Genomic DNA, 26,836 nt, shown 5'->3' on the forward strand with positions numbered 1-26,836 from the left:
CCAAGCCTACCGGCCACCCCAAGATCACTTGCCCCGGACGATCCGCCGGTCACACAAACAGCGCCGGTGGCGCTTTTCCATCGAATATTCATAAAGTGGGGCAATGCGAACAGGCGAGCCCTTGCCGCCCATGGCGGATGTCCTCGCCCTCCTCGACACCGGCAGGTGGCACTGGGACACGGCAACCGGACTGGTCGTGGTCGACGGGGTGGCGGCGCGACTGCTGGGGCTGCCCGCCGAGGAGACCACCCTCACTGAGCCCCAGGTCCGGTCCCGGCTGCACCCGGTCGACTGGAACGAGATCACCGGGGTGGTCCAGCTCGCCGTCACCGAGGGCACGCTCGCCGAGGTGCGCATCCGGGTCATGGACGACCAGGGGCAGGTCGTGCGGGTGGTGCGCAGCCGCTCCAAGCCGACCTTCGACCCCCTGCGCAAGGCGTACGTACTGACCGGCACCCTTCAGGAGGTCACCGAGCCGACGCCGGGCACCCCCGCGGGACGCAGGACGGTCATCGGTGAGTGGCGCCGGTCACGGGAGGCGTTCCTGCTGGACGCCGGCCGGGCACTGGCCGAGGCGCGCTCGACACAGGAGGTACTGCGGGTCGCGGCCAACCTGGCGATGCCGGGCTTCTCACCGGACGGGTCCGCGTTGTTCGGCGTCGCGGGCGACCAGCTCACCGTCATCGGCCACCACGGGCACGAACCCGGCGCCGAGGGCTCGTTCCACATGCCGCTGGACACCGCCTACCCGGCCGCCGAGGTGATACGGACGGGCCGCGCCGTCTATCTGTCCAGCCCGGAACAGTACAAAGCCCACTACCCCCTCACCTGGCCGCTCGCCGAGCGCTTCGGCCGTCAGTCCTGGGCGTTCCTGCCACTGGTCGTGTCCGGCCGCACGATGGGCACCTGGCTGGCGGCCTTCGCCCACCCGGTCGCCTTCACCCCCGACGAGCGGTCGGTGCTGACCACCGTGGCGCGGATGCTGGCCCAGGCACTGTCCCGCGCGGGCACCGCCGAGAGCGAGCGGGCCCTCACCGACGGCCTGCAGCGCTCGATGCTGCCGAAGCTCGGCCCGCAGCGCATCCCGGGAATGAGCGTCGCCGCCCGGTACGTCCCCACCGGCGGCGGCCTTCAGGTCGGCGGCGACTGGTACGACGTCATCCCGCTGCCGAGCGGACGGTTCGCCCTGGTCATCGGGGATGTGCAGGGCCATGACGTCCAGGCGGCCGGGATCATGGGACAGCTGCGCACAGCCCTGCGGGCGTACGCCGCCGAGGGGCACCGCCCCGACGCCGTGCTCTCCCGCGCCTCCCGCTTCCTGTACGGGATCGGCGAGGCCGATCCCTACGAGCTGCGCTTCGCGACCTGCCTGTACGTCGAGGTCGACCCCGTCGGCGGGGTGCTGGAAATCGCCCGCGCGGGCCACCCCGACCCGGCGGTCCGCATGCCCGACGCGACCGTGCTGACCCGGCCGACGGCCGGCGGGCTCCCGCTGGGCATCGACCCGGACGCCGACTACCCCACCACCCGCATCGTCCTGGAACCCGGCGAGACCATGCTGGTCTGCACGGACGGTCTGATCGAGACCGGCGGCCATGACCTGGACACCGGCTGGCAGCGGCTGCGCGACATCCTCGAACACCACCGGGGCGGCCTGGAGGAGCTGGCCGACGCCCTGGTGCAGGCCGTCCACGGCCCCTCCTCGCACCACACCACCGGCCCCCTGATCGACCGCCGCGAGGACGACATCGCCCTGCTGCTGCTCTCCCGACAGAGCCACGGCACCGAACAGGACCCGGTGGGGCCGCCGTGGGTGCGCCGCACCATGCTGACGGTGGAGCAGGCCGAGCCGGAACGGGTCTCGGAGGCCCGGCAGCACCTGCGCGAGCTGCTGCACGACTGGTGCTCACCGGACCAGGTCGACTCGGCGGTACTGCTGCTGTCGGAGATGCTCACCAACGTCCTCGTGCACACCGACACCGACGCGCTGCTCGTCGCCGAGGTCGTCGACGGGCGGGAGGGACGCCGGATGCGGATCGAGGTCACCGACGCGGGCGACGACCTCCCGCACCGGCGCACACCCGGCGAGCTGGCGTCGTCCGGCCGCGGCCTCCTCCTGATCGAACTCCTGGCCCACACCTGGGGCGTCGATCCCCGGGGCAAGGGGAAGAGCATCTGGTTCGAACTGCACGAGCCGCACGAGCCGCACGCCGAGCCGGACACCGCCGCTCAGCGGAGGGCCGGGCCCTCACGGTGACACCGGCGGCGGAGCCTGCTCCCCCGGTGCGGTGTGGCGCCGGCGCAGTTCGCTCAGGACGCCGACGGCCGCCGCCGTCAGCGGCACCGCCATCAGCATGCCGACGATCCCGGCGACCGAGGCACCCGCGGTGATGGCGAGCATCACGACCGCCGGATGCATCTGCACGGTGCGGCTCTGGATCATCGGCTGGAGCACGTGCCCCTCCAGCAACTGCACCGCGAGCACCACGCCGAGCACCCACAGGGCGATGACGAACCCCCGGTCGGCCAGCGCCACCAGCACGGCCACCGTCCCGGAGATGAACGCCCCCAGGTAGGGGATGTACGCCCCGACGAAGACCAGCGCGCCCAGTCCGACGGCGCCCGGCACCTTGAGGACGAGCAGCCCGACGGTGATGCAGAGTGCGTCGATGAGCGCGATGAAGGTGGTCCCGCGCATGAACCCCTCGACCGCCTGGAAGGCCCGGCGGGCCATGGCCATCACCGTCTCCCCGGAGCCGGGCGGCACCAGCCCGCGCAGTGTGTCGGCGGCGCGGTCGGAATCACGCAGGAAGAAGAACACCAGCAGCAGCGCGAGCACCGCCATGGCGATCGCCTGGCCCACCACGCTGACCCCGCTGAGGACACCCGACGCGGCCGTACCGCCGAACTTGGACAGCAGTTCGCGCGCGTTCCCCGCGATGTCGTCCAGCGAGGTACCGGCCGCCCCGAAGTGCCGGGTGAGATCCCGCGCCGCGATCCTGAGCGAGGCGATGATCTGGTCCCCGGAGTCGATCAGCGCGGACACGACGATGTACACCGCGCCGCCGACCACGGCGACGACCGCGACACACGTGAGCCCCGCCGACAGGGACCGCTGCACCCCGGCCCGCACCAGCCGCCGGTGCAGGGGCAGCAACAGCGCCGTACCGAGGAGGGCCAGCAGTACGGGGATCACGGCCGCCCGGAACTGCACGCACAGCAGGATCCCGACGTAGCCGACCCCGGAGACGAGCAGGGCGACGGCACACCAGGCGGCGAGACGCCGGACGGATTCGGGCAGCAGCGGAGGCGGAGAGGAGTCCTGCACACCCCCACACGATCACGCCCGGCACCCCCTGTCCAACTCCGTTCCCGCCCGGCCCCCGCCCCGGGAACGGAGAGTGGCCCCGCCCGGAATCGGACGGGGCCACCCCACGCACTCGGCCGGTCAGGACTCCCGCGGTCCCGAGCCCTCCATCCCGTGCACCGCCGGGATCGTGCCCAGACGGCCCTTCTGGAAGTCCTCGAACGCCTGCTGGAGCTCCTCGCGGGTGTTCATCACGAACGGGCCGTAGTGCGCCATCGGCTCACGGATCGGCCGGCCGCCGAGGAGGACGACCTCCAGGTCCGGCGTGTTCGAGTCCTGCTTCTCGTCCGCGCGGACGGTCAGCGTGCCACCGGCGCCGAAGACCGCAGTCTGGCCCAGGTGGATCGGCCGGCGCTCGGTGCCGACCGCGCCGCGCCCGGCCATGACGTACGCCAGCCCGTTGAAGTCCTCGCGCCACGGCAGGGTCAGCTCCGCGCCCGGCGCGAGCGTCGCGTGGATCATCGTGATCGGCGTGTGCGTGATGCCGGGGCCCTCGTGGCCGTCCAGCTCACCGGCGATGACGCGCAGCAGCGCGCCGCCGTCGGGGGAGGTGAGCAGCTGGACGCTGCCGCCGCGGATGTCCTGGTAGCGCGGCGCCATCATCTTGTCCTTGGCCGGGAGGTTCACCCACAGCTGCAGGCCGTGGAAGAGACCGCCCGACATGACCAGCTGCTCCGGCGGCGCCTCGATGTGCAGCAGACCCGCACCGGCCGTCATCCACTGGGTGTCACCGTTGGTGATGGAGCCGCCGCCACCGTTGGAGTCCTGGTGGTCGAAGGCGCCGTCGATGATGTAGGTGACGGTCTCGAATCCGCGGTGCGGATGCCAGGGGGTGCCCTTGGGCTCACCCGGCGCGTAGTCCACCTCACCCATCTGATCCATCATGATGAACGGGTCGAGATGGCGGTAGTTGATCCCGGCGAACGCCCGGCGCACCGGGAAGCCCTCACCCTCGAAACCGCTCGGCGCGGTCGTGACGGTGAGCACGGGTCGTGCCACGGCGTCGGCGGGCGCGGCCACACGGGGCAGCGTCAGCGGGTTCTCGACGGTCACTGCAGGCATGTCGGTACCTCCTCTTGTACGGCCATCTTAGTTGAACGTTGAACTTCCCGCCACTCCCAACGGAGAAAGCCCGGAGGGCATTCCCTCCGGGCTGCAGAGATTCCGGGGCGGGCGGGGGTCACCCGCCCGGCACGTGACGACGGCGGTCACGGTGGCGATCACAGCGATCACGGCGCCGACGGCTACGACCGCGGCGTTCAGCCATACATGCGTCGCATCGCGAACTCGACCATCTGCTCGACGGCCTTCGCGTCGAACACCATCCGGTGCTCACCCTCCATGTCGAGCACGAAGCCGTAGCCGGTGGGCAGCAGGTCGATCACCTCGGCGCCGGTGATCACGAAGTACTTGGACTCCTTGCCCGCGTACCGCCGCAGCTCCTTCAGCGAGGTGAACATCGGGATCACCGGCTGCTGGGTGTTGTGCAGGGCGAGGAACCCGGGATTGTCGCCGCGCGGGCAGTACACCTTGGACGTCGCGAAGACCTGCTGGAAGTCCTCGGCGGCCACCTGGCCCGTGGTGAACGCGCGCACCGCGTCCGCGAGCGAGGGCGGGGACGGCTCCGGGTACAGCGGCGGCTGCTGCCCGTAGCCGCCCGGCATCTGCTGCTGCTGTTGCGGCGGGACGTACCCCTGCTGTGCCCCTACGTTCTGGTCGTAGCCGTACATGCGCGCAAGCGTACCGAGAGCACCGGAGCCCCGGGCCGGTACGGGCGGGTACGGGCCCACCGAAGGCACTTCGGCGTCTCGCGACGCCGGTGCGGGCCGCCCGCCGGCCACCGCCGGAGCGCGTAACGCGTCACAGATGACCGGATCAGGCTTGCTTCTTATTACCGGCGGGTAGCATAGTCGTAGCTACTTGCTGGTATGCAAACCCGTGCGAGGAACGAAGTGCCTCGCCGATCTCTCTACGGAGCCGGGAGCCGTCACCATGGGGCACTACAAGTCCAATCTCCGCGACATCGAGTTCAACCTCTTCGAAGTGCTCGGACGCGACAAGCTGTACGGCACCGGGCCGTTCGAGGAGATGGACGTCGAGACCGCCAAGAGCGTCCTCGAGGAGCTGACCCGCCTCTCGGAGAACGAGCTGGCCGAGTCCTTCACCGACGCCGACCGCAACCCGCCGGTCTTCGACCCGGAGACCAACACCGCACCGGTTCCCGCGTCCTTCAAGAAGAGCTACCAGGCCTTCATGGACTCCGAGTACTGGCGGCTCGGCGTGCCCGAGGCCGTCGGCGGCACCACGGCGCCCCCGACGCTGATCTGGGCGTACGCCGAGCTGATCCTGGGCGCCAACCCCGCCGTGTGGATGTACTCGTCCGGTCCCGCCTTCGCCGGGGTCCTGCACGACGAGGGCAACGACACCCAGAAGAAGATCGCCCGGATCGCCGTCGAGAAGCAGTGGGGCTCCACCATGGTCCTCACCGAGCCGGACGCCGGCTCGGACGTGGGCGCCGGCCGCACCAAGGCCGTGCAGCAGGAGGACGGCTCCTGGCACATCGAGGGCGTGAAGCGCTTCATCACCTCGGGCGAGCACGACATGTCGGAGAACATCCTCCACTACGTGCTCGCGCGTCCCGAGGGCGCCGGACCCGGCACCAAGGGCCTGTCGCTCTTCCTCGTCCCGAAGTACCTCTTCGACTTCGAGACCGGCGAGCTGGGCGAGCGCAACGGCGTCTACGCCACCAACGTCGAGCACAAGATGGGCCTGAAGGCGTCCAACACCTGCGAGATGACGTTCGGCGACCGGCACCCCGCCAAGGGCTGGCTGATCGGCGACAAGCACGACGGCATCCGCCAGATGTTCCGCATCATCGAGTTCGCCCGCATGATGGTCGGCACGAAGGCGATCTCCACCCTCTCCACCGGCTACCTCAACGCGCTGGAGTACGCCAAGGAGCGCGTCCAGGGCCCGGACCTCGCCGACTTCATGGACAAGGCCGCGCCCAAGGTCACCATCACCCACCACCCCGACGTGCGCCGCTCGCTGATGACGCAGAAGGCGTACGCGGAGGGCATGCGCGCGCTCGTCCTCCACACCGCCTCGGTGCAGGACACCATCGCGATCAAGGAGGCGGCGGGCGAGGACGTGTCGGTGGAGCACGCGCTCAACGACCTCCTCCTGCCCATCGTCAAGGGCTACGGCTCCGAGAAGGGCTACGAGCAGCTCGCCCAGTCGCTGCAGACCTTCGGCGGCTCCGGCTTCCTGCAGGAGTACCCGATCGAGCAGTACATCCGCGACTCCAAGATCGACACCCTGTACGAGGGCACCACGGCGATCCAGGGCCAGGACTTCTTCTTCCGGAAGATCGTCCGCAACCAGGGCGCGGCCCTGAACTCGCTCGCCGAGGACATCAAGCAGTTCCTCGCCCTCGGCACCGGCGGCGAGCAGCTGGCGGGCGCCCGCGAGCACCTGGCCAAGGCCGCCGTCGAGCTGGAGGCCATCGTCGGCCTGATGCTCACGGACCTCGCGGCCACCGAGAAGGACGTCAAGAACATCTACAAGGTGGGCCTGAACACCACCCGCCTGCTGATGGCCTCCGGTGACGTGATCGTCGGCTACCTGCTGCTCAAGGGTGCCGCGGTCGCCGCCGACAAGCTCCAGACGGCCTCCGCCAAGGATGTCGCCTTCTACACCGGCAAGATCGCCGCGGCGAGGTTCTTCGCGGCCGAGGTCCTGCCCGGCGTCACGCTGGCCCGCAAGGTCGCCGAGGGCGTGGACCTGGACCTGATGGAACTGGACGAGGCCGCCTTCTAGGGCCGCCTGCAAAGATCCTGCGACAGACCGCGCGAGCCCGAACGGGATCGAACGAGCCCGAACGGGATCGCCCGCGTCCGCACGTGACCGCCGGAGCCCGTCCGAGGGCCCGCTTCCACACCGGGGAAGCGGGCCCTCGCCCTCGTTAAGGTGAACCCATGAGCGAACCCTCCCCCTTCGGCCGCGGCCACACCGACGACCTCATGTCCTTCCTCGCCGCCTCCCCCACGCCGTACCACGCGGTGGCGAACGCCGCCGAGCAACTGGAGAAGGCAGGCTTCCGGCAGGTCGCGGAGACGGACGCCTGGGACGGGACGTCGGGCGGCAAGTACGTGCTGCGCGGCGGCGCCATCGTCGCCTGGTACGTCCCCGAGGGCGCGGACCCGCACACCCCGTTCCGGATCGTCGGCGCCCACACCGACTCCCCCAACCTGCGGGTGAAGCCGCGGCCCGACAGCGGGGCGCACGGCTGGCGCCAGGTGGCCGTGGAGATCTACGGCGGTCCGCTGCTCAACTCCTGGCTCGACCGCGACCTGGGTCTGGCCGGCCGGCTGTCCCTGCGGGACGGCTCCACCCGGCTGGTGAACGTCGACCGGCCGCTGCTGCGCGTCCCGCAGCTCGCCATCCACCTGGACCGCTCGGTCAACGCCGACGGCCTCAAGCTCGACAAGCAGCGCCACATGCAGCCCGTCTGGGGCCTGGGCGACGACGTGCGCGACGGCGACCTCATCGCCTTCCTCGAGGAGACCGCGGGCATCCCCTCCGGCGAGGTCACCGGCTGGGACCTGATGGTGCACTCCGTGGAGCCGCCGGCGTACCTGGGCCGCGACAAGGAGTTGCTGGCCGGCCCCCGCATGGACAACCTGCTGTCCGTGCACGCCGGTACGGCCGCACTGACGGCGGCCGCGGCGGCCGGGGCCGGACCGTCCGGACTTTCCCATATCCCCGTCCTCGCCGCCTTCGACCACGAGGAGAACGGCTCCCAGTCCGACACCGGCGCGGACGGACCGCTGCTCGGCAGCGTGCTGGAGCGCTCGGTGTTCGCCCGCGGCGGCTCGTACGAGGACCGGGCGCGCGCCTTCGCCGGCACCGTCTGCCTCTCCTCGGACACCGGTCACGCCGTCCACCCCAACTACGCGGAGCGGCACGACCCGACGCACCACCCGCGTGTCGACGGCGGCCCCATCCTCAAGGTCAACGTCAACAACCGCTACGCCACCGACGGTTCGGGCCGGGCGGTGTTCGCCGCCGCCTGCGAGAAGGCGGGCGTGCCCTTCCAGTCGTTCGTCTCCAACAACGCCATGCCGTGCGGCACCACCATCGGCCCGATCACCGCGGCCCGGCACGGCATCCGGACGGTCGACATCGGCGTGGCCATCCTGTCGATGCACAGCGCGCGCGAACTGTGCGGCGCCCAGGACCCGTTCCTGCTGGCGAACGCGCTGGTGGCGTTCCTGGAGTCGTAGCCGCGGGCGGCCGACGGTCGGTCGACCCGCCGGTGCTGCATGAGTGACGGCCGACCGGGTACCCGGGTGCAACCGGAAGGACCGGGCAGGAAGGCGGCACTCATGGGCCTCGGCGGATGCATCATCCTCATCGCCGTGGGAGCGATTCTCACGTTCGCGACCGACTGGGACATGCAGGGCGTCAACGTGAACCTGGTCGGCGTCATCTTCATGGTCGTCGGGCTGATCGGTGTGGCGGTCTTCAGCAGCATCGCCCGGCGTCGGCGGGTCGTCGTACCGCCCGCCACACCGGTCGTCGACGACACCCGCCCGCACGGCCGCGACGGCTACAGCGACGGGTACGGAGTCTGACGGGGCGTCGGCGGCCGGCTCCGGCAATCGGCCCAGCGGCCGCGTCGGAGAACGGGAGAGAGGGCACCCCTGGTGTCATGAGATTCCTCGTACGCGACCGGATCCTCGGGATCGGTGACGACTACTGGATCGAGGACGACCGGGGCAACAGGGTCTTCCTCGTCGACGGCAAGGCCATGCGGCTGCGGGACACCTTCGAGCTGAAGGACGTCCAGGGCCGCGTCCTCATCGACATCCGCGAGAAGATGTTCGCCCTGCGGGACACGATGGTGATCGAGCGGGACGGTGAGGCGCTGGCGACGGTCCGGCGCAAGCGGCTGTCCCTGCTGCGCAACCACTACCGGGTCGCCCTGGCCGACGGCTCCGAGCTGGACGTCAGCGGCAAAATCCTCGACCGTGAGTTCGCCGTCGAGTACGACGGCGAACTGCTCGCCGTGGTCTCGCGGCGTTGGCTGCACGTCCGGGAGACCTACGGCGTCGACGTCGTGCGCGAGGACGCGGACCCGGCCCTGCTGATCGCGGTGGCGGTGTGCGTGATCCACCTGGCGGAGAAGGAGCGCGAGGACCGCGTGGGCTGAGGACCGGACCCCGCTGCCGTTCGGGTCAAGGTCGCGGGGCCGGGGCCGGCAGCCCCAGCACCCGGTCCTTCAGGGCCGGGAACTGCTCGCGGGTCTTCGCGACCCTCGCCGGGTCGAAGTCGACCGTGAGGACCTGCTCGTCGGGACCGGCCTCCGCGAGGACCTCGCCCCACGGATCGACCACGATCGAGTGACCCGCCTGCGGGACCCCGGCGTGCGTCCCGGCCGTTCCGCACCCGAGGACGAACGCCTGGTTCTCCACGGCTCGCGCCCGGGCCAGCAGCGTCCAGTGGGAGCGGCGGCGGTCCGGCCAGCCCGCCGGGACGACGAGCGTCTCGGCACCGGCGTCGACGAGCGAGCGGAAGAGTTCGGGGAAACGGAGGTCGTAGCAGGTCGCCAGCCCGAGCGTGGTGTGCGGCAGCGGCACCGTCACCAGTGCGTCGCCCGCGCTCATCAGCACGGCCTCGCCCCTGTCGAAGCCGAAGCGGTGGATCTTGCGGTAGACGGCGGCCAGCTCACCGGAGGGGGAGAAGACGAGCGAGGTGTTGTAGAGCGGCCCGTCGTCCGCGTCGGAGCGGCCGTCGGGGGCACCGCGCTCGGGGACGGAGCCCGCGTGCAGCCATACACCGGCGTCGCGCGCGGCCTCGGCCATCGCCTGGCGGGTCGGCCCGTCGAGGGGTTCCGCCGCGCGCCCGAAGTCCTCGTGGGCGAACGCGCCCGTCGTCCACAACTCCGGCAGGACGACGAGATCGGCTCCGGCCTGTTCCCGTACCAGAGCGGCGACCCGACGACGACGCGATTCGACCGATTCATCCCCGTTCACGGCGACTTGGAGCAAAGAAGCGCGCACAATACCACCGTCCTGGCATTCGACTTGTCGGCACGGCCTACGATCGTCACACGAAAGCACTGCCGGGGTGCCTCACGACAGCGTAACTTGGGGCCCTCCCGGTTCGAGCGAAGCCGAGAACCTGGGGAGTCCCGAGACGCCCGCCGAGTGCAGCCACCACCCACTGGCACCGCCGCCGCCACCTGCCCGTGTACCGACCGCCGAGGGGTCCCGTTCCGTGAGCCTGCATCCCACCCTCCAGCCCTACGCCGACGCCTGGAACCACTCCGTCGAGGCGATATCCGAGCTGGTGCAGCCGCTCGTGGAGGCCGACTGGAACCGGCGGACGCCGTGCCCGGGGTGGTCGGTCCGTGACGTGGTCTCCCACGTCATCGGGCTGGACTCCGAGATGCTGGGCGACCCCCGCCCCATCCACACGCTGCCGCGCGACCTGTTCCACGTCACCAACGAGCAGCAGCGCTACACGGAGATGCAGGTCGACGTGCGCCGCCACCACACGGCGCCGGAGATGACCTCCGAGCTGGAATACATGATCATCCGCCGCAACCGCCAGCTGCGGAACGAGTCGCGGGACCCGGCCGCGAAGGTGCGCGGCCCGTTCGGCACGGAACTCACGCTGGAGGAGTCCATGCGCCGGCACGCGTGCGACGTGTGGGTGCACGAGCAGGACCTGCGCGCGGCCCTCGGCCGCCCCGGCAACCTCGACTCCCCCGGCGCGCACGTCGCCCGCGACGAGCTGCTCGCCGAGCTGCCCCGGGTGGTGGCCGATCTGGCGCAGGCGCCGCGCAGCTCGGCCGTGGTCATCGACGTCCACGGACCCGTGGAGTTCCTGCGCACCATCCGCGTCGACATCCAGGGCCGCGGCACGCTGGAGACCGCCCCGGCGCTCGGCCCCGCCGTCACCCTCACCCTCGACTGGGAGACGTACGTCCGCATGGCCTGCGGCCGGGTGACGCCGGAGGCGGTGTCGGACCGGGTGAAGGCGGAGGGCGACCCGGACCTGGCGGCGGCGATCCTGCGGCACTTCGCGGTGACTCCGTAGGGTCCCGCGCAGACACGGCGTGCCGGGCCCGGAATGCCGTTCCCCGGACCCTGCACGCCGTCCACAGCCGCACGCGGCCTCACACCGGCACGTGCACGCTCTCCACCCGGCCGGCGACGAGCCGCTCCCGCTCCCTGTGCGCCGCCTGCCCGCGCAGCCGCAGGATCTGGACGAGCCCGAGGGCCTGGAGGACGAAGACGGCGGAGAAGGCGACGGCGTAGTCGCCGCCGGTGGCGTCCAGCAGGACGCCGACGGCCAACAGAGTCGTGATCGAAGCGGTGAAACCGCCCATGTTGGTGATGCCGGCCGCGGTCCCCTGCCGCTCCGGCGGATTCACCGGGCGGGAGAAGTCGAAGCCGACCATCGAGGCCGGACCGCAGGCACCCAGCCCCGTGCACAGCACCACCAGCAGCCACATCGGCGCCGTCTCGGCGGGATGGAACAGCACGGCCGCCCACAGCAGCGCCGTCGCGCCCACGGTGATGAGCACCAGCGGCAGCCGCGCACCGTGGTTCCGGGCGATGACCTGGCCGTAGACCACCCCGAGGACCATGTTGGACAGCACCACGAGGGTGAGGAGTTCACCGGCCGTGGCCCGGGACAGCCCCTGTGCCTCGACGAGGAACGGCATGCCCCACAGCAGCAGGAACACCATCCCCGGGAACTGGGTGGAGAAGTGCACCCACATCCCGAGCCGGGTCCCCGGTTCCCGCCAGGAGGCCGCGATCTGACGGCGCACATAGGCGGCGCCCTGGTGCGGGGCGGGCTCCGGCTCGTGGCCCTCGGGATGGTCCTTGAGGAACAGCACGAGCAGTACGAGCACCACGACCCCGGCGAGCGCACTGCCCGCGAAGGCGGCCGTCCAGCCGATGCCGTGCAGCAGCCGGGCCAGGACCAGCGTGGAGACGAGGTTGCCCGCCATCCCGGCCAGCGCGGCGAACTGCGCGACCAGCGGACCGCGCCGGGCCGGGAACCACCGGCTGCCCAGCCGCAGCACGCTGATGAACGTCATGGCGTCCCCGCAGCCGAGCAGGGCGCGGGAGGCGAGCGCCATGCCGTACGTCGGGGAGAGCGCGAACCCGACCTGCCCGACCGTGAACAGCACGGCGCCGATGCCCAGCACCTTCTTGGTGCCGAGCCGGTCGACCAGCAGGCCGACGGGTATCTGCATGCCCGCGTAGACCAGCAGCTGGAGGATGGAGAAGGTGGACAGGGCGGAGGCGTTGACGTCGAAGCGGTCGGCCGCGTCGAGACCGGCCACGCCCAGGGACGTACGGAAGATGACCGCGACGAAGTAGACCGCCACACCCACCCCCCACACCGCGAGGGCGCGTCGTCCGCCCTGGGGGTCCCCGGGCGGACGGGCGCTCGGGGCGACGTTGTCCGCGCGGGTCATCGCACTTCTCCCCGGGCCAGGTGGGAGAACCAGCCGACATGCCGGTTGACCACGCCGGCGGCCGCCTCCGGGTCCCCCGAGCGCAGCGCGTCGAGGATCTCCTGGTGCTCGGCGAGGGTCTTGGCGACGCGGTCGGGGTGCGACTGCATGACGGCGACGCCCATGCGCAGTTGGCGGTCGCGGAGCTGGTCGTAGAGGCGGGAGAGGATCTCGTTGCCGCCGCTGCGGACGATCTCCGCGTGGAAGCAGCGGTCGGTGACGGACGCGGCGGCGAAGTCACCGGCGGCGGCCTGTTCCCGCTGCCGGGCGAGCAGCCCCTCCAGTCGCTCGATGAGCCCGGGGGGCGCGGGCACGGCCTTGCGCACCGCGTGTTCCTCGACGAGCAGCCGGGTCTCGACGACGTCGGCGATCTCCTGCGCGGAGACGGGCAGGACGAGGGCGCCCTTCTTCGGGTAGAGCCGGATCAGCCCTTCGGCCTCCAGCCGCAGCAACGCCTCCCGCACCGGTGTGCGCGAGACCCCGACGGCCTCGGCCAGCTCACCCTCGGTCAGGAGCGTGCCGCCCTCGTAACGGCGGTCGAGGACGCCCTGCTTGACGTGGGTGTAGACGCGATCGGCGGCAGGGGGTTGCTTCACAGGGGCCAGACTCATGCCGACAGGATAGATACAACACGTACCCATGGAAGCATTCGTCCACGATGCGGATCCCGAAGTCACCCGCCCCCCAGGGCCTGCCCGACGGATCGCGCCGGACGGGCCCTCGCGCACAACCATCCACGCCAGGTGTGCGTCAGAGATGTGCGGCCCCTGTCGGCCGCGCCTCAACTCGGCCGCACCACTAGGGCATTCAACGCAATCGGGGTACCTTACTTGAATACCGTCATTCAGGGCATCCGTATCCGCAGAGCCGTCGGCGTCGTCGTGACCACTGGCGCCGTGCTGGCCTCCGGAGCCCTCCACGCGGCGCCCGCGCAGGCCGCCGCCGCGCCCACGATCGCCGCCAAGGGCGGCTACGTGATGAACAACGGGACCGGCAAGTCCCTCTACACCAAGGCCGCCGACACCCGCCTCTCGACCGGCTCCACGACGAAGATCATGACCGCGAAGGTCGTGCTCGCGCAGAAGAACCTGAACCTCGACGCCAAGGTCACGATCCAGATGGCGTACAGCGACTACATCGTGGCGAACAACGCGTCGTCCGCCCGGCTGATCGTCGGCGACAAGGTCACCGTGCGCCAGCTGCTGTACGGGCTGATGCTGCCGTCCGGCTGCGACGCCGCGTACGCCCTGGCGGACAAGTTCGGCACCGGCTCGACGCGGGCCGCGCGCGTGAAGTCCTTCATCGGCAAGATGAACGCCGACGCGAAGAACCTGGGTCTGAAGAACACCCACTTCGACTCGTTCGACGGCATCGGCAAGGGCAACAACTACTCCACGCCGCGCGATCTGACGAAGATCGCGAGCAGCGCGATGAAGAACGCCAACTTCCGCGCGATCGTCAAGACGAAGAAGTACACGGCGAAGACCACCACGAAGACGGGCAGCACCCGCACGATGGCGCCGTGGACCAACACCAACGGTCTGCTCAGCAGCTACAGCGGCACGATCGGCGTGAAGACCGGCTCGGGTGCGGTGGCCAAGTACTGCCTGGTCTTCGCCGCGACGCGGAACGGCAAGACCGTCATCGGCACGGTCCTCGCCTCCACCTCGTCCACCCAGCGCGAGACGGACGCCAAGAAGCTCCTGGGCTACGGCTTCAGCAAGGCCTGACCCGCGCCGAAGCACGCACACGGACGCACGCGGGGGCTCACCCACGCCGGGTGAGCCCCCGTCACATGCGGGTTCACGGGGAGGAAACCAGGATCCGCGGGTCGGGTGAGCCGCCGACGGACTCCTCGGCTTCCCGGGCGAGGCGGCACAGTTCGTCGGCCAGGACCTCGATCCGGGATCCGGAGACCGGTGGGATCCGGCACAGCCGGATCATGAGTTCGCATCGCCCGTGCCTGTTCCGGATGGGGGCCACCAGGCTTGCGCCCTGGTACCGCCCCTCCGGTTCGAGGTCCACCGGCCGGAGATCCTCCCCCGCGGCCCGGAACATCGCCTGGATCTCACGTTGCCTCGCCGGCGTGACCCCCTCCACTCCGTACTCTGTCAGCGCGGGAAAGAGCAGCGTGTCCCGGGTGTCCCCGGCGTAGGAGCCGGCCCAGCCGTGCTCGCGCGCATGGTCCAGACGCTCCCGGGACGTGCGCAGCAGCTCCTCGCCCGCGGACCTCGCCCTGTTCATCCACTGCTCGACCTCCGCTTCGGGAGCGCCGATCAGGAACACCTCGCCGAAGGGGGGCGTGAGCGGCCACTTCGAACCGAGGAGCGTGGACGTCGGCACGTCCGGGCCGGCGACCGTCGCCACGGCCACCGCGTGGTCGGCGACCTTGGCGTAGACGGTCACCTCCCCGTGGGCCGTGTGCGCGAGGCGCCGCATGCCGTCGCGGATGTGCTGCACGGTCTGCACGCTCTCGGCCACGATCGCGTCGCTCGGCGCGACGAAGGACCCCGGGACGAAGCCGCCGAACCCGCCTTGGAAGAACAGCAGCGGGGCGACCGGACGGTGGACCTCCAGACTCTCGACCAGGCCGGTCACGAAGTAGTGGTCCCCTGCCGGGGTGCAGGCCTCGAGACTGCAGTCGATGCTGCACACCACGTCCGGCAGGACCGGCGACCCGTTGCCGGAAGGCGACCACGCCAGTCCCTCGAACCTCTTGCCCGCGGGCCGGGACAACGCCCTGCAGACGTCTTCCTGGTCGTGGGCGAGGATGTTGACGGTGAAGCGCCCCGACTCCCTGATCGCGGCGAAGCTCGCGGAGTCCCGCGCGGGCAGGAAGCCGACCAGGGGCGGATCGAGGGACACCGAGTTGAACGTGCCCACGATCATCCCGAGGGGTTTCCCGTCCGCGTCGGTACTGGATATCAGGGCCACCCCCGTGGGGTGGTGCCCGAGGGCCTGCCGGAAGGCGGCGGAGTCCACCGCGCCGCCGCTCACGGGTGACTCGCTTCGAGTTCGGGGGTCGCGGCCAACGCGCGGATCTCCTGGGGCCAGGGCGTGGCCTCCCCGCTGGAGCGGTCGGTCAGCACGAAGACGGATCGCGACGACGCGACCAGCCGCGTGCCCACCAGCATGCGCTGCGCGAGTCCCAGCGAACTGCGACCGACGCGGTCGAGACGGGTCTCGGTGGTGATCGTCGCGGGGTGGTGGACCTGGCCCTTGAAGTCCACCTCAAGCCGGACCAGCGCGATGATCGGCTCGAATCCCACCGCCGGCCTCACCTGCTCGTTCATGAACGCGTAGCGCGCATTGGCGAGGATCTCGGTGAACGCGGTGTTGCCCATGTGGCGTTGGAAGTCGAGGTCGCTCACCCGGAGCGTGTCCTTGACGATGTGTGCACGGGGCTCCGAGCGCCCGGTGCTCGACTGATCGGTCATCGGTATCCTCAGCCGGCCTTCGCGGCCTTGACGGAGGCGCCGAACTCCTTCAGCGCCTCGGCACGGTACTCACGCATCTCTTCGTTCGCCTCCCGGCCCCGCACGAGGCCCTCGGCCAGCGGGAGGTCCGCGACCGCGTGGAACAGCCGCTTGGTGGCCTGGAGCGACATGGGCACCTGTCCCGCCAGGGTCTCGGCGGTCTTCACGGCCTCGGCGAACTCCTCGCCCTTCGGGACGACTCGCGTGACCATGCCCATCCGCTCGGCTTCCTCGGCGTCGACCAGGCGCCCGCTGGCCACCAGCTCGAAACCCGCCTTGCGGCCGAGCTGCTTGGTCAGGTTGGCCATCACCACGGCTGCGACGAGACCGTGCTTGATCTCGGGGTAGCCCATGCGCACGTCGGCCGACGCGATGGTGATGTCGCAGGCCAGGGCCAGCCCGCAGCCGCCGCCGACGGCGTAGCCGTGAATGGCGGCGATCACCGGCTTGGAGATCTCGGGAATGGTCTTGTGCAGACCGTAGGTGAGTCCGGCGCGGTACTCGACGCGTTCGGTGTTGTCGGGCGTGAGCTCGGCGAACTCACCGGTGTCGGCACCCGTGCAGAAGGACGTTCCCGCCCCGCGCACGACCACCGCACGGATCTCGTCGTCCCGGTCGGCTCCCCGGAGCTCCTCGATCAGGCGCTCGTAGAGCGCGCTGTCCATGGCGTTGAGCTTCCTGGGACGGTTGAGGGTGAGCACCAGCACATGGCCCAGGCGCTCGACAATGAGGTTGTCTTCCATGGTTCAGCCTCGTTCGTGCTCTAGTCGATGGAGAAGAAGACGGACTCGCGCTCGCCCTGCAGTCGGATGTCGTACCGCAGGTGCCGCTCGACGTCGGTCCGCTGTGCGATCAGGTGGGGCCGCCTGGCCTCCGGGACCTGCCGCAGGATCGCGTCGGACCGGTTGGCCTGTTCCTCGTCGGGGAAGTACACCTTCGTCGCCAGCGGCCCGGCCAGGCCGCGTGTGAAGAGGAAGATGCTCAGGTGCGGCGCCAACCGGTTGCCGTCGGGCAGCGTCACCGGTTCCGGCTTCCGCACGACGGCGCGGAAGCGGCCCTCGAGGGTGCGGACACGGCATGCCTGCTCCCGGCTCCAGAGCTCGAGGAACGCGCCGTAGCCGACGTGGTCCCCTTGACCGTCCAGGACCGTGCCCTCGATCACGACGGCACTCGGATCGTCCTCGGCGACGGTCTGGGTGATGCCGGGCGGGGTCATGGCGAAGCCGAACAGGGGGCCGCAGGTCTGCGCGGGGGTGAGAATCATGACCATCCCTCACTCGAACGGGGTCGCGGCCGAGCCGCGGAGCACGATGTCGAACCGGTACGCCAGCGCCGAGGGGTTCCTGGTCAGCAGGGCGCCGGGGTCGGTCCGCTCCGGCGGGGGGACGACCGCGCCGCTGCCGTCGACGGTGGCCAGCGTGCGCTGGGGACCGAACGACTGAGCGATGGAGTTCTCCTCGTCGAGCCTGGCGATCAGGCGTTCCTGGCCTCGTCGGTCCGGGACGGCGTTGATCATGCGGTCCATGCGGATCAGCGGGTCGCCCTCGAAGTACATCTGCGTGACGAGCCGGCCGGCAGCCCCGGCGCCCAGCACGGAGAAGTGGATGTGGGACGCCCGCCAAGCACGCGCGCCGTCCTTGAACATCGCCGGGTACGGGCCCGGACGGATCGTCACGAAGCGGTAGGCGCCGCGGCTGTCGGTCAGGCAGCGGCCCGCGCCGTAGAAGTTGGCGTCGAGCGGGAAGCCCGACACGTCCATCGAGTCGCGGTAGCCGCCGGCGGCGTTGGCCTGCCAGATCTCGACCAGGGCGTTCTTGACCGGGATGCCGCCGCTGTCGGTGACGGTTCCGTGCACGATGACCCGGGTGCCGATGGGGTCCGAGACGCCCTGCACCGTGAGGTCGTGGTCGAAGGCGCCGAGCTTCAACTGCCCGAAGGCGGGGCCCGGCAGGTGGTGGAACCACTCCTTGTCCAGGTGGACCGGTGCCGCCAACGGCACGCGCAACGTGCTGACGCTCGAGTTGGAGTCCGCCAACGGCGGATCGAACGATTCGATCATGAGGTTGCCCTCCCCAGTGCTTGTGCGGCGATGGCCCGGATGCTGACGCTCTCGTCCGTCAGGTGGTGACGCGCGGGACTGGTTCCGCGGTCCAGCAGCCTCCTGGCCGTCAGGAAGGCGCCGGGGTCGTTCAGTGCCTCGACGGCCCTCAGGTCGTCCCCGCGGTAGTGCCACAGCGAGAAGCCCGCACCGTCCTCCGCGGTTCTCCTGATGACGTGGTCGCCGTCGCCGGTCAGGCCGACGATCTGCAGTCGGACGTCGTACTGGTCCGACCAGAACCAGGGCGCCGGCCGCGGGGGCACCGTGCGACCGGCGATGTGGGCCGCCGCCGCCTTGGCCATGTACTCCGCGTTCTGGACCGACTCCAGGCGGAGTCTGCCGCCCTGCCAGGCGAAGTTGGCGCAGTCGCCCACCGCGTACACCGACGGGGCGCTGGTCCGGCCGAGTTCGTCGACGGTGATGCCGTTGTCGACCGTGATGCCGGCCTGAGCGGCGAGTTCGGCCTCCGGTTCGGCGCCGATCCCCAGCAGGACGAGGTCGGCGTCGATCCGCGTCCCGTCGGTGAGCACGCCGGCGACCACGCGGCCGTTCTCTCCGTCCAGCGACCTCAGTTCGCGGCCTTCCAGGATCTCGACCCCGTTGCGCAGGTGCTCCGAGCGGAGATGGTCGGCGGCCTGCTCGCTGACGACTCGCTGGAGCAGCCGGTCACGCTCGACCACGGTGACGTGACGTCCGAGGCGGGCCGCCACCGAGGCGAACTCGAGACCGATGAAACCGCCACCGAGAACGAGTACCGACTTCGCCTCGTCGAGTGCCCCGGACAGGGCGTCGGCGTCGGCGAGTGTGCGCAGCACGTGCACACCCTGAACTCCGTCGAGCAGCGAGTCGGGCAGTCGTCGGGCCCGCGCACCCGTCGCCAGGACCAGGTTGTCGTAGCGAAGAGTGCTGCCGTCCGCCCGGACCACGATCTGCCGGGCGACGTCGATCCGGGCCACCCGTTCGCCGGTGCGCAGGTCGACCTCGGGCTTCGCGCGGCCGGCGGGTGTGCCCAGCGTGAGGTGCTCCTGCCCGATCTCTCGCAGCAGGTAGCGCTTGGACAGGGGCGGGCGCTGGTAGGGGACGGCTGCTTCGGCGCCGATCAGGGTGATCGGCGCGTCATAGCCCGCGGCGCGCAGGTGCATGGCCGTGGTGTGGCCGGCCTGTCCGGCGCCGATGATCGCGGTTCCGTGTGTCATGGCGCGGCGTCACCAGGCCGGCGGTACTTCGACGGTGATTCCGTCCAGCTCGGGCCGGGCGGAGATCTGGCAGCTCAGACGGCTGCCGTCGCGTCGAGGAGCGTCGGCGAAGTCCAGCAGGTCGGCCTCGATCGGGCCGGGCTCGCCGGTCCGGTGGTCGGACTCGACGTAGACGTGGCAGGTGGCGCACATCATCCCGCCACCGCATTCACCGACGATGCCGGGCACGCCGTTGGCCACGGCCGCCTCCATCAGGTTGACGCCGTCGCCGACCTCGGCGGTGATGCGCTCGCCGTCGGCGGTGATCCAGGTCACCTCAGCCATGGTCAGAACCTCCAAGCCGGACCAGCAGACTCTGCGGACCGCGGTGGGCCATCGTCTTCGTCCATGCGGGTCGTTGTTCCTTCACCAGCTCCATGCCGGGGAAGGCGTTGATGAGTTCTTCCAGCACGATCTTCATTTCGATGCGTGCCAGAGGGGCGCCCATGCACACGTGGATGCCGTATCCGAAGGACAGGTGACCTCGTGCGTCGGGGCGGTGGATGTCGAAGTCCGACGGCCGTTCGTACCGGTCCTCGTCGTGGTTCGCCGATGCCAGGCTCAGCAGGACCTTGCCTCCTGCGGGGATGGTCACGCCGCTGAGTTCGACGTCCTCGAGTGCCCTGCGCCGCCAGGTCATGACCGGGGTGCTGTGCCGGAGGACTTCCTCGATCGCACGCGGGATCAGTGCCGGGTCCGCGACCAGTTCCTCCCAGGCCCCGCGGTTCTCCAGCAGCGTGAGGATGCTGATGGTCAAGCCGTTGGTCACGGCCTCGTGACCGGCCAGCAGCAGCGCGAACACCAGACAGACGATCTCGTTCTCGGTCAGTACCGAGTCGTCGCCCCCGCGGAGTTCCAGCAGCTTGCTGGGGTAGTCGTCGCGCGGTGCCCGCTTGCGGTCCTCGACGATCTCCCGGCAGAAGTGGAAGAAGTCGTTCAGCTCATGGCCGGCATCGATCATTTCCTGCCGGGTCGGCTTGCCCCAGATCATCGTGGCGCGGTTGAGCGCCCAACGCTTGATCATCAGAGGGTCCACGTCGTCGACACCGAGGAGCATGAACACCACGCGCGCTGGCATCTCGTGGGTCAGTTCGGCGACGATGTCGACCTCGTCCTTGCCGCGCAGGCCGGTCACGTACTCCTGCACCAGCGCGCGGATCCGCGGCTCGTACTCGCGATAGCGCTTGGGGTTGAGGAACTGGCCGGCGCTCTGCCGGATCCGGGTGTGCCGGGGCCGGTCCGTGTTGGACTGCACCGGTTCGACGGTGAAGTCGTTGTCGGTGAGGAACCGGGTCAGTTCCTCGGGGTAGCCCTCCAGCGAGTCCAGGACGTTCGAGGCGGAGAACCGCTCGGGGTCCTTGAACACCGAGAGGACGTCCTCCCGTTTCGTGACGACCCAGTAGTCGGTCTCCTCGTTGTAGAACACCGGCGCCTCGCGACGGGCCGTCGAGAAGAACTCGTAGGTGCCGTCGTGGTCGAACGGCCTGAAACCACTGGTCACGGGGCATCGTGCGGCCGCCGGTCGCTGATCCACCACCGCCATCCGTCTCCACCCTCCCTCAGCGGCCGCGACGGCCGCTTGTTGTTTCGTCAACAGGCGGCCGAGTCTGTCCCGGCGCTTGATGATTTGTCAACGGATCTCGGTGGCCGAGGCGACCACAGGGCCCGGTCGCCGCACGATCGCGCCGGTCAGGAGGCTGCCGCAGCCCGCCGACCGGCCACGGGCGAGACCCGCGGAAGCCCTGACGCGCTCCGGCCCGCGGACGGATGGCCCTTTTCCGGCAGTTGTCAAATTGACTCTTGACAAGTCAAGGGCGGGGGGAGAGCGTGTGCCCTTGATCACTCAACACCTTGCTGAGCCGCGCTGTCCCGTGTCCGGAACGAGCCTTCTCGTGTCGCGGCTCATCGTCGGTTCGGGGGCGGCACTTCCGTAGCGGTATCCAGTCGAGAGAGGACGTCATGGGAGCGAATCAGACCGCTGAGCCCAAAGCGTCGGTCGCCCCGGCGGCCGGCCCCGCTCCGGGGGGCGAGGAGAAGCAGCGCCGCCGGGTCGTCTACGCCACGCTGGCGGGTACCACCATCGAGTGGTACGACTTCCTGGTCTACGCGCAGGTCGCGGCCCTGCTCTTCGGTGACCTCTTCTTCAGCGGGCTCGGCCAGTGGAGCCAGCTCACCGCCCTGGCGACCGCCGGGGTGAGCTTCTTCTTCCGGCCGCTCGGCGCCATCGTCTCGGGCTATCTGGGTGACCGGTTCGGCCGTCGCATCGTCCTGGTGCTGACGCTCGGGCTGATGGGCGTGTCGACCACACTGGTCGGCCTGCTGCCGACGACCGCGGCCATCGGGATCGCGGCCCCGGTCCTGCTCATCCTCCTGCGCTGCCTCCAGGGGCTCTCCGCCGGTGGCGAGTGGGGCGGCGCGGCCATGCTCGCCGTGGAACACGCCAGGACCGGCCACCGCGGGCGGATGGGATCCTTCCCGCAGATGGGCGTGCCGCTCGGGATGATGCTCGCCATCGTCGTGATGGGCTCCTTCAACGCCCTGCTCGGCAAGGAGGCCTTCGACGCGTGGGGCTGGCGCCTGCCGTTCCTCTTCTCCGTCGTGCTGGTCGTGGTGGGACAGTACGTGCGGTCCCAGGTCGCCGAGTCGCCGGTCTTCACCGAACTCGAGGAGTCGAAGGCCAAGGCGAAGACGCCCCTGCGCGAGCTGCTGAGCGCCCACGGCACCAAGGTGCTGAAGGCCGCCGCCACGATGGTGGGCAACATCGCCGCCGGCTACATGATCGTCGGCGGCTTCGCGCTGGCCTACGTGACCAGCGCCCACGACCTTCCTCGCGCTCAGGTGCTGCTGTGGCTCTTCGCGGCCAGCGCCGTGTGGATCGCGTTCACCTACGTCGGCGCGCGGTGGAGTGACCTCTCCGGCCGACCGGTCGTCTACAAGGTCGGCTACTCAATACTGTTCGTGCTGCTCCTCCCCCAGTTCTGGCTGCTCAGCCAGGGCGCCGGGCTGGGCGTCGGCGTGGCCCTGCTGACCCTGGCGGTGCCGCTGGGCCTGACCTACGGCCCCCAGTCGGCACTCTTCGCGGAGATGTTCCCGGCCAGGATCCGGCTCTCCGGGGTGTCGCTCGCCTACGCCGTCGGAGCCGTCCTCGGCGGCGCGTTCGCGCCGATGATCGCCGAGGCGCTGACGCAGGGATTCGGCACGGTCATCGCGGTCGCGCCGTACTTGATGGGAATGGCGCTGATCAGTCTGGTGACGGCCTTCTTCCTCACCGACCGCTCCGCGGAGCCGCAGGAGTCGATGGCCGACCACTGAGCCACAGCCGCTGCCGCGGGCATCCGGGGCGCTCCTCCGCATCGGAATTCCGTACCGGGATCCGAGCGGTCCACGGAGCGCCCCGGATTGCTGTTGACAACACAACAAGATGACCTGAGGATGTTGTTGACACCACAACAACTTGATTGGTTCGCGCCGGGTTCTCCAGTGCCCGGGCCCAAGCCGCTAGGAGAAAGCTGTGGGAGTTCGGGGAAACGAGGGAGCGGGTAAGCCGCTCGGAATGCTTCCGGGCCTGAAGGTCGTCGAGATGGGCCAGAACCTGGCCGCCCCGTACGCCTCGTTGATTCTCGGTGACCTCGGTGCCGAGGTCATCAAGGTCGAGAAGCCCGGCGGAGACGACGCGCGCGGCTGGGGCCCGCCGTTCGTGGGCGACAGTTCGGTCAGTTTCCACATGATGAACCGGAACAAGCGGTCCGTCGTGCTGTCGCTGGACGACGAGGCCGACTACAAGGTCTTCCTCGACCTCATCCGCGACGCCGACGTCTTCATCCACAACCTGCGTCCGGGCGTCGAGAACAAGCTCGGGGCCGACGCCGAGACGCTCAGGGCGGTGAACCCCCGGCTGATCTACTGCTCGATGTCGGCGTTCGGTCACACCGGTCCGATGGCGAACCGTCCCGGCTACGAGCCGCTGCTGCAGGCGTTCTCCGGCCTGATCGCCATCAACGGGGACCCGAGCGGTCCGCCCTCCCGGGTGGGTCCGTCGGTCGTCGACCTCGGCACGGGCATGTGGACCGTGATCGGCGTGCTCGCCGCGGTCCTGGAACGCCGGTCGACGGGGGTCGGCGGTGAGGTGAGGACCTCATTGCTGGAGACGGCAGTCAGCTGGGCGGGACGGCACATCGCGGACTACGGGGCGACCGGCGCCATCCCGCCTCGGGTCGGCACCGGCCACAACTCGTTGACTCCCTATGGTGCGTTCGAGGCAGCGGACGGCCCGTTCATCATCGCCGCGGGCAACGACCGCCTGTTCGCCAAGCTGGCCGCGGCCCTGGAGAGGCCCGAGTGGGCGAGCGACCCCCGCTTCGCCACGAACGCCGCGCGCAACGAGAACAGGGCCACACTGCTTCCGCTCATCTCCGAACTCGTCGGCCGCAGCACCGTCGCCGACTGGATCGCGTGTCTGGAGCGCGCCGGCGTCCCGTGCGCACCCATCCATTCGATCCCGCAGGTGCTGGAGCACCCCCAGACCGAGGCCATGGACATCATCCTGGACAACGCCGACGACCGGCTCAAGCTCACCGGACTGCCCCTGAGCATCAACGGCGTGCGAGCGGGCTTCGGCACCACTGCGCCCGCGCTCGACGAGTACCACGACGAACTGGTCGACTCCGCGTCGGCACCGGAGTCAGGAAGCGCACAGTGACCGGCAGCCGCACCCACATCGCGACCTCCGACGCGACCTCGATCACCGTCCGCGGGAAGGACCTGTGCGAGGACCTCATCGGCCGGCACAGCTTCACGGACATGATCTACTTCCTGTCCGTCGGCCGGATGCCCACGCCGCCCGAGGCACGGGTTCTCGACGCCTGCCTGGTCACGCTCATGGAACACGGATGGACCCCGACGTCGATCATCACCAGGCTGGCGGCCGACAGTGTGCCCGACGACGTGCAGGTGGCGATCGCCGCGGGGCTGCTCTCGGTCGGGCCGGTGTTCGCCGGGACCATGGAGGGCTGCGCCGAGCTGCTGGTGGAGGGTGTCGAGAGCGGCGAGGACCCGGACACCTACTGCAAGCGCGTGGCGCAGGAGTACGTGAGCGCCAAGCGGCCCGTTCCGGGATTCGGGCACCGCTTGCACAAGCCGGACGACCCGCGCGCGGTCACCCTCCTCGAGGTGGCCGAGAAGAACGGGATCACCGGCCGCTACGTCGACCTGCTGCGGCGGCTGAGCCGCGAGGTGGACGCGGCCCGGGGCGGCCGTCACCTCACCATCAACGCCACGGGTGCCATCGCCGCGCTGTTCCTGGAGATCGGGATCCCGCTGAAGGCCGGTCGCGGACTCGCCGTGGTGTCCCGGGCCGGCGGCTTGCTCGGCCATGTGGTGGAGGAGTTCGCCCAGCCCTCCGCCCGCACCATCTGGCAGCTCACCAGGGAGGGCATCCCGTACTCGGATCCCCAGGAGACCACGCATGACTGACGAGTTGGGCGATCGGTACACCTCGGCCGAGGTGCTCGCTCTCTACCGGGAGCACGATGGCACCCTGACCGACCTGGTGGCCGGCCGGGCCGCGGCGGATCCGGACCGTCCGATGCTGGTGTGCGGTGAGCGTTCATGGACGTGGGCCGAAGCCACCGACGCGGCGCGCCGGCTTGCCGGTCATCTCCGGCACAGGGGGGTGGAGGCCGGGGACCGGGTGCTCGTCATGGGCCGCAACAGCGACTGGCATGTACTCGCCCTGCTGGCCGCTGCCGGGCTGGGTGCGGTGTTCGTACCCGTCAACCCCGACTTCAAGGTGGAGGAAGCGGCCTACGTGCTCCGTCAGTCGGGTGCCCGGGCGATCCTCTGCGACGAGGCCGCCGAACCGGTCGCCGAGGCCGCACGCGACGACGCCGACAGCTCCGCCTGGATCCAGCGGCTCGACGGCGGGCTCCTCGACGCCGAACCGATCGAGCCGGTCGGCGGTGACCGGCAGGCTCCCTGCGTCATGATCTACACCTCGGGTACCACCGGTTTCCCGAAGGGCGTCCTGCACAGCCAGCAGAGCGTGATCGCCGCCGGAGAGAGCTTCGTGGAGCGGGTGCGACTGCAGCCGCACGACCGGGTGCTCACCGTCCTTCCGCTGTTCCACGTCAACGGTCTGCTCTATTCCGTGGCCGGAGCGCTCGCCGCCGGTGCCACCCTCCTGCTGGAACCGCGTTTCTCCGCCTCGCGCTTCTGGCCCACGGTCAAGCGGCTCGGTGCGACGCAGGTCAACATGATCGAGGCGATCAGCGCGATCCTGCTCAGCCGGCCCGGCGACGAGTACGTGCCCGACCACGGTCTGCGCAAGATCTACGGGATCCGGCAGGCGAGCACGCGGGCGTTCCGGGAGCGGTTCGAGGTACCCCACCTGGTGGGCGGGTACGGCATGACCGAGATCCCCGGCATCCTGAGCACGCCGTACGACGCGGAGGCCAGGCCGGGCAGCATGGGCCGGCTCTGCCGGCACCCTGATCCCGCACGGCCGTGGGCGCAGTGCCGCATCGTGGACGAAGCCGGTGCGGACGTTCCCGACGGCGAGACCGGGGAGCTCTGGGTACGGACGCCCATCGTGATGCTGGGGTACTTCCGCGAACCCGGACAGACGGCCGACGCCTTCGAGGGCGACTGGTTCAGGACCGGCGATCTGGTGCGACGGGACGAGGACGGCTGGTACTACTTCGTCGCGCGGAAGAAGGACATCATCCGCCGGCGGGGCGAGAACGTCTCCGGGGCCGAGCTCGACAGGGTGGTCGCCGAGCATCCGGAGGTGGTGCTGGCGGCCGCGGTCGGAGTGCCGTCCGAGATGGGCGACGAAGACATCCTGCTGGTCGCCACGCCCCGTGCGGACTCCCTCCTGACCGAGCAGGAGGTCGCCGACTTCTGCGGCGCCCGGCTGGCCCGGATCAAGCGGCCCCGCTACGTCCTTCTCACCCGGAACATGCCGCTCACACCGACCGGGAAGGTCGCCAAACACCTCCTGAGGGCGGACGCCACTCTGCGCGACCGGGCCCGCGAGGTCGACGTCCCCGCCGATCAGCAGCCGGCCCGGCCCGGGCCCAGGTGAACCCCTCACACGTCCCGTCAGTGGACCTGCCACAGCAG

General features: G+C 70.2%; 25 protein-coding genes. 11 read left to right on the forward strand and 14 right to left on the reverse strand.

What is annotated here, in order from left to right; all coding sequences use genetic code 11:
- The first annotated feature begins 103 nt into the window (after positions 1-103).
- On the forward strand, positions 104-2,257 hold the full coding sequence (locus JL475_RS02790; RefSeq protein WP_202274782.1) for a SpoIIE family protein phosphatase: 2,154 nt from the start codon (positions 104-106) through the stop codon (positions 2,255-2,257).
- Here the strand turns inward: JL475_RS02790 and JL475_RS02795 are convergent.
- The 3 genes from JL475_RS02795 to JL475_RS02805 form a co-directional block, all read right to left on the reverse strand.
- On the reverse strand, positions 2,249-3,328 hold the full coding sequence (locus tag JL475_RS02795) for an AI-2E family transporter (RefSeq protein ID WP_202274784.1): 1,080 nt from the start codon (positions 3,326-3,328) through the stop codon (positions 2,249-2,251). The two genes, JL475_RS02790 and JL475_RS02795, sit on opposite strands and share 9 nt — an antisense overlap.
- Before the next feature lie 120 nt (positions 3,329-3,448).
- Positions 3,449-4,429 carry a pirin family protein gene (locus tag JL475_RS02800; protein ID WP_202274786.1) on the reverse strand — a complete coding sequence of 327 codons (981 nt, stop codon included), beginning with the start codon at positions 4,427-4,429 and terminating at the stop codon, positions 3,449-3,451.
- Positions 4,430-4,626: 197 nt separating this feature from the next.
- Positions 4,627-5,097 carry an SseB family protein gene (locus tag JL475_RS02805; protein WP_202274788.1) on the reverse strand — a complete coding sequence of 157 codons (471 nt, stop codon included), beginning with the start codon at positions 5,095-5,097 and terminating at the stop codon, positions 4,627-4,629.
- Positions 5,098-5,359: 262 nt separating this feature from the next.
- Between JL475_RS02805 and JL475_RS02810 the strand changes: the two genes are divergently transcribed.
- From JL475_RS02810 to JL475_RS02825, 4 genes are all read left to right on the forward strand, one after another.
- Positions 5,360-7,186, forward strand: a complete 1,827-nt coding sequence (locus JL475_RS02810; RefSeq protein WP_202274790.1) for an acyl-CoA dehydrogenase — start codon at positions 5,360-5,362, stop codon at positions 7,184-7,186.
- A 158-nt stretch (positions 7,187-7,344) separates the two neighbouring features.
- Positions 7,345-8,652, forward strand: coding sequence for a M18 family aminopeptidase (locus tag JL475_RS02815; protein ID WP_202274792.1), 1,308 nt, complete (start codon positions 7,345-7,347; stop codon positions 8,650-8,652).
- Positions 8,653-8,754: 102 nt separating this feature from the next.
- Positions 8,755-9,003 (forward strand): DUF6458 family protein, encoded by a 249-nt coding sequence (locus tag JL475_RS02820; RefSeq protein WP_109381478.1) that lies wholly within the window; start codon positions 8,755-8,757, stop codon positions 9,001-9,003.
- Positions 9,004-9,080: 77 nt separating this feature from the next.
- Positions 9,081-9,581, forward strand: coding sequence for an LURP-one-related/scramblase family protein (locus JL475_RS02825; protein WP_202274802.1), 501 nt, complete (start codon positions 9,081-9,083; stop codon positions 9,579-9,581).
- 25 nt (positions 9,582-9,606) lie between these two features.
- Here the strand turns inward: JL475_RS02825 and JL475_RS02830 are convergent, their stop codons facing one another.
- Complete coding sequence (locus JL475_RS02830; protein WP_202274804.1) at positions 9,607-10,431, reverse strand: carbon-nitrogen family hydrolase; 825 nt, start codon at positions 10,429-10,431, stop codon at positions 9,607-9,609.
- A gap of 217 nt (positions 10,432-10,648) precedes the next feature.
- On the opposite strand from JL475_RS02830, the gene JL475_RS02835 reads away from it, so the two are divergent.
- On the forward strand, positions 10,649-11,473 hold the full coding sequence (locus JL475_RS02835; protein WP_202274806.1) for a maleylpyruvate isomerase family mycothiol-dependent enzyme: 825 nt from the start codon (positions 10,649-10,651) through the stop codon (positions 11,471-11,473).
- 79 nt (positions 11,474-11,552) lie between these two features.
- Here the strand turns inward: JL475_RS02835 and JL475_RS02840 are convergent, their stop codons facing one another.
- Complete coding sequence (locus JL475_RS02840) at positions 11,553-12,869, reverse strand: nitrate/nitrite transporter (RefSeq protein ID WP_202274808.1); 1,317 nt, start codon at positions 12,867-12,869, stop codon at positions 11,553-11,555.
- Positions 12,866-13,519 (reverse strand): GntR family transcriptional regulator, encoded by a 654-nt coding sequence (locus JL475_RS02845; RefSeq protein ID WP_202274811.1) that lies wholly within the window; start codon positions 13,517-13,519, stop codon positions 12,866-12,868. The genes JL475_RS02840 and JL475_RS02845 overlap by 4 nt, the downstream gene beginning before the upstream one ends.
- A gap of 219 nt (positions 13,520-13,738) precedes the next feature.
- Between JL475_RS02845 and JL475_RS02850 the strand changes: the two genes are divergently transcribed.
- On the forward strand, positions 13,739-14,638 hold the full coding sequence (locus tag JL475_RS02850) for a D-alanyl-D-alanine carboxypeptidase family protein (protein WP_202274822.1): 900 nt from the start codon (positions 13,739-13,741) through the stop codon (positions 14,636-14,638).
- 73 nt (positions 14,639-14,711) lie between these two features.
- Here JL475_RS02850 and JL475_RS39725 read toward each other — a convergent pair whose 3' ends face one another.
- The 8 genes from JL475_RS39725 to JL475_RS41420 are packed head-to-tail and all read right to left on the reverse strand — an operon-like array spanning position 14,712 to position 21,218.
- Positions 14,712-15,905 (reverse strand): flavin reductase family protein, encoded by a 1,194-nt coding sequence (locus tag JL475_RS39725; protein ID WP_307824959.1) that lies wholly within the window; start codon positions 15,903-15,905, stop codon positions 14,712-14,714.
- Complete coding sequence (locus JL475_RS02860; protein WP_202274824.1) at positions 15,902-16,345, reverse strand: thioesterase family protein; 444 nt, start codon at positions 16,343-16,345, stop codon at positions 15,902-15,904. The genes JL475_RS39725 and JL475_RS02860 overlap by 4 nt, the downstream gene beginning before the upstream one ends.
- A gap of 8 nt (positions 16,346-16,353) precedes the next feature.
- Positions 16,354-17,127 (reverse strand): enoyl-CoA hydratase/isomerase family protein, encoded by a 774-nt coding sequence (locus tag JL475_RS02865; RefSeq protein WP_237406054.1) that lies wholly within the window; start codon positions 17,125-17,127, stop codon positions 16,354-16,356.
- A gap of 20 nt (positions 17,128-17,147) precedes the next feature.
- A complete protein-coding gene (locus JL475_RS02870) occupies positions 17,148-17,648 on the reverse strand; it encodes a hypothetical protein (RefSeq protein ID WP_202274826.1) in 501 nt (166 codons plus the stop codon).
- A gap of 9 nt (positions 17,649-17,657) precedes the next feature.
- Positions 17,658-18,443: a protocatechuate 3,4-dioxygenase subunit beta gene (locus tag JL475_RS02875; RefSeq protein ID WP_202274828.1), complete on the reverse strand. Its 786-nt coding sequence runs from the start codon at positions 18,441-18,443 to the stop codon at positions 17,658-17,660.
- Positions 18,440-19,678, reverse strand: coding sequence for an NAD(P)/FAD-dependent oxidoreductase (locus JL475_RS02880; protein WP_202274839.1), 1,239 nt, complete (start codon positions 19,676-19,678; stop codon positions 18,440-18,442). The genes JL475_RS02875 and JL475_RS02880 overlap by 4 nt, the downstream gene beginning before the upstream one ends.
- Positions 19,679-19,687: 9 nt before the next feature.
- Entirely contained in the window at positions 19,688-20,002 is a 315-nt protein-coding gene (locus JL475_RS02885; RefSeq protein WP_181383740.1) for a 2Fe-2S iron-sulfur cluster-binding protein, read from the reverse strand.
- A complete protein-coding gene (locus JL475_RS41420; protein ID WP_202274849.1) occupies positions 19,995-21,218 on the reverse strand; it encodes a cytochrome P450 in 1,224 nt (407 codons plus the stop codon). The genes JL475_RS02885 and JL475_RS41420 overlap by 8 nt, the downstream gene beginning before the upstream one ends.
- Before the next feature lie 458 nt (positions 21,219-21,676).
- On the opposite strand from JL475_RS41420, the gene JL475_RS02895 reads away from it, so the two are divergent.
- From JL475_RS02895 to JL475_RS02910, 4 genes are all read left to right on the forward strand, one after another.
- Positions 21,677-23,029 (forward strand): MFS transporter, encoded by a 1,353-nt coding sequence (locus JL475_RS02895; protein WP_202274851.1) that lies wholly within the window; start codon positions 21,677-21,679, stop codon positions 23,027-23,029.
- A 241-nt stretch (positions 23,030-23,270) separates the two neighbouring features.
- On the forward strand, positions 23,271-24,416 hold the full coding sequence (locus JL475_RS02900) for a CaiB/BaiF CoA-transferase family protein (RefSeq protein WP_202274853.1): 1,146 nt from the start codon (positions 23,271-23,273) through the stop codon (positions 24,414-24,416).
- The gene (locus JL475_RS02905; protein ID WP_202274855.1) at positions 24,413-25,189 is read left to right on the forward strand and encodes a citryl-CoA lyase; all 777 of its coding nucleotides are present in this window, start codon (positions 24,413-24,415) and stop codon (positions 25,187-25,189) included. Before JL475_RS02900 ends, JL475_RS02905 begins: the two co-directional genes overlap by 4 nt.
- Complete coding sequence (locus JL475_RS02910) at positions 25,182-26,798, forward strand: class I adenylate-forming enzyme family protein (RefSeq protein ID WP_202274860.1); 1,617 nt, start codon at positions 25,182-25,184, stop codon at positions 26,796-26,798. The genes JL475_RS02905 and JL475_RS02910 overlap by 8 nt, the downstream gene beginning before the upstream one ends.
- Positions 26,799-26,836 lie beyond the last annotated feature (38 nt).

The organism is Streptomyces sp. M2CJ-2 (genome assembly GCF_016757295.1).
In the GTDB taxonomy this organism is placed as follows: Bacteria; Actinomycetota; Actinomycetes; order Streptomycetales; family Streptomycetaceae; genus Streptomyces.

Bases quoted from the DNA above. Each gene is read 5' to 3' on its own strand.
- JL475_RS02790 (WP_202274782.1), top strand. From the start codon at position 104: ATGCGAACAGGCGAGCCCTTGCCGCCCATGGCGGATGTCCTCGCCCTC.
- JL475_RS02870 (WP_202274826.1), bottom strand. From the start codon at position 17,648: ATGATTCTCACCCCCGCGCAGACCTGCGGCCCCCTGTTCGGCTTCGCC.
- JL475_RS02895 (WP_202274851.1), top strand. From the start codon at position 21,677: ATGGGAGCGAATCAGACCGCTGAGCCCAAAGCGTCGGTCGCCCCGGCG.
- JL475_RS02800 (WP_202274786.1), bottom strand. From the start codon at position 4,429: ATGCCTGCAGTGACCGTCGAGAACCCGCTGACGCTGCCCCGTGTGGCC.
- JL475_RS02820 (WP_109381478.1), top strand. From the start codon at position 8,755: ATGGGCCTCGGCGGATGCATCATCCTCATCGCCGTGGGAGCGATTCTC.
- JL475_RS02815 (WP_202274792.1), top strand. From the start codon at position 7,345: ATGAGCGAACCCTCCCCCTTCGGCCGCGGCCACACCGACGACCTCATG.
- JL475_RS02860 (WP_202274824.1), bottom strand. From the start codon at position 16,345: ATGACCGATCAGTCGAGCACCGGGCGCTCGGAGCCCCGTGCACACATC.
- JL475_RS02810 (WP_202274790.1), top strand. From the start codon at position 5,360: ATGGGGCACTACAAGTCCAATCTCCGCGACATCGAGTTCAACCTCTTC.
- JL475_RS02840 (WP_202274808.1), bottom strand. From the start codon at position 12,869: ATGACCCGCGCGGACAACGTCGCCCCGAGCGCCCGTCCGCCCGGGGAC.
- JL475_RS02900 (WP_202274853.1), top strand. From the start codon at position 23,271: ATGCTTCCGGGCCTGAAGGTCGTCGAGATGGGCCAGAACCTGGCCGCC.
- JL475_RS02885 (WP_181383740.1), bottom strand. From the start codon at position 20,002: ATGGCTGAGGTGACCTGGATCACCGCCGACGGCGAGCGCATCACCGCC.
- JL475_RS02875 (WP_202274828.1), bottom strand. From the start codon at position 18,443: ATGATCGAATCGTTCGATCCGCCGTTGGCGGACTCCAACTCGAGCGTC.
- JL475_RS02865 (WP_237406054.1), bottom strand. From the start codon at position 17,127: ATGGAAGACAACCTCATTGTCGAGCGCCTGGGCCATGTGCTGGTGCTC.
- JL475_RS02910 (WP_202274860.1), top strand. From the start codon at position 25,182: ATGACTGACGAGTTGGGCGATCGGTACACCTCGGCCGAGGTGCTCGCT.
- JL475_RS02825 (WP_202274802.1), top strand. From the start codon at position 9,081: ATGAGATTCCTCGTACGCGACCGGATCCTCGGGATCGGTGACGACTAC.
- JL475_RS02880 (WP_202274839.1), bottom strand. From the start codon at position 19,678: ATGACACACGGAACCGCGATCATCGGCGCCGGACAGGCCGGCCACACC.
- JL475_RS02845 (WP_202274811.1), bottom strand. From the start codon at position 13,519: ATGAGTCTGGCCCCTGTGAAGCAACCCCCTGCCGCCGATCGCGTCTAC.
- JL475_RS02805 (WP_202274788.1), bottom strand. From the start codon at position 5,097: ATGTACGGCTACGACCAGAACGTAGGGGCACAGCAGGGGTACGTCCCG.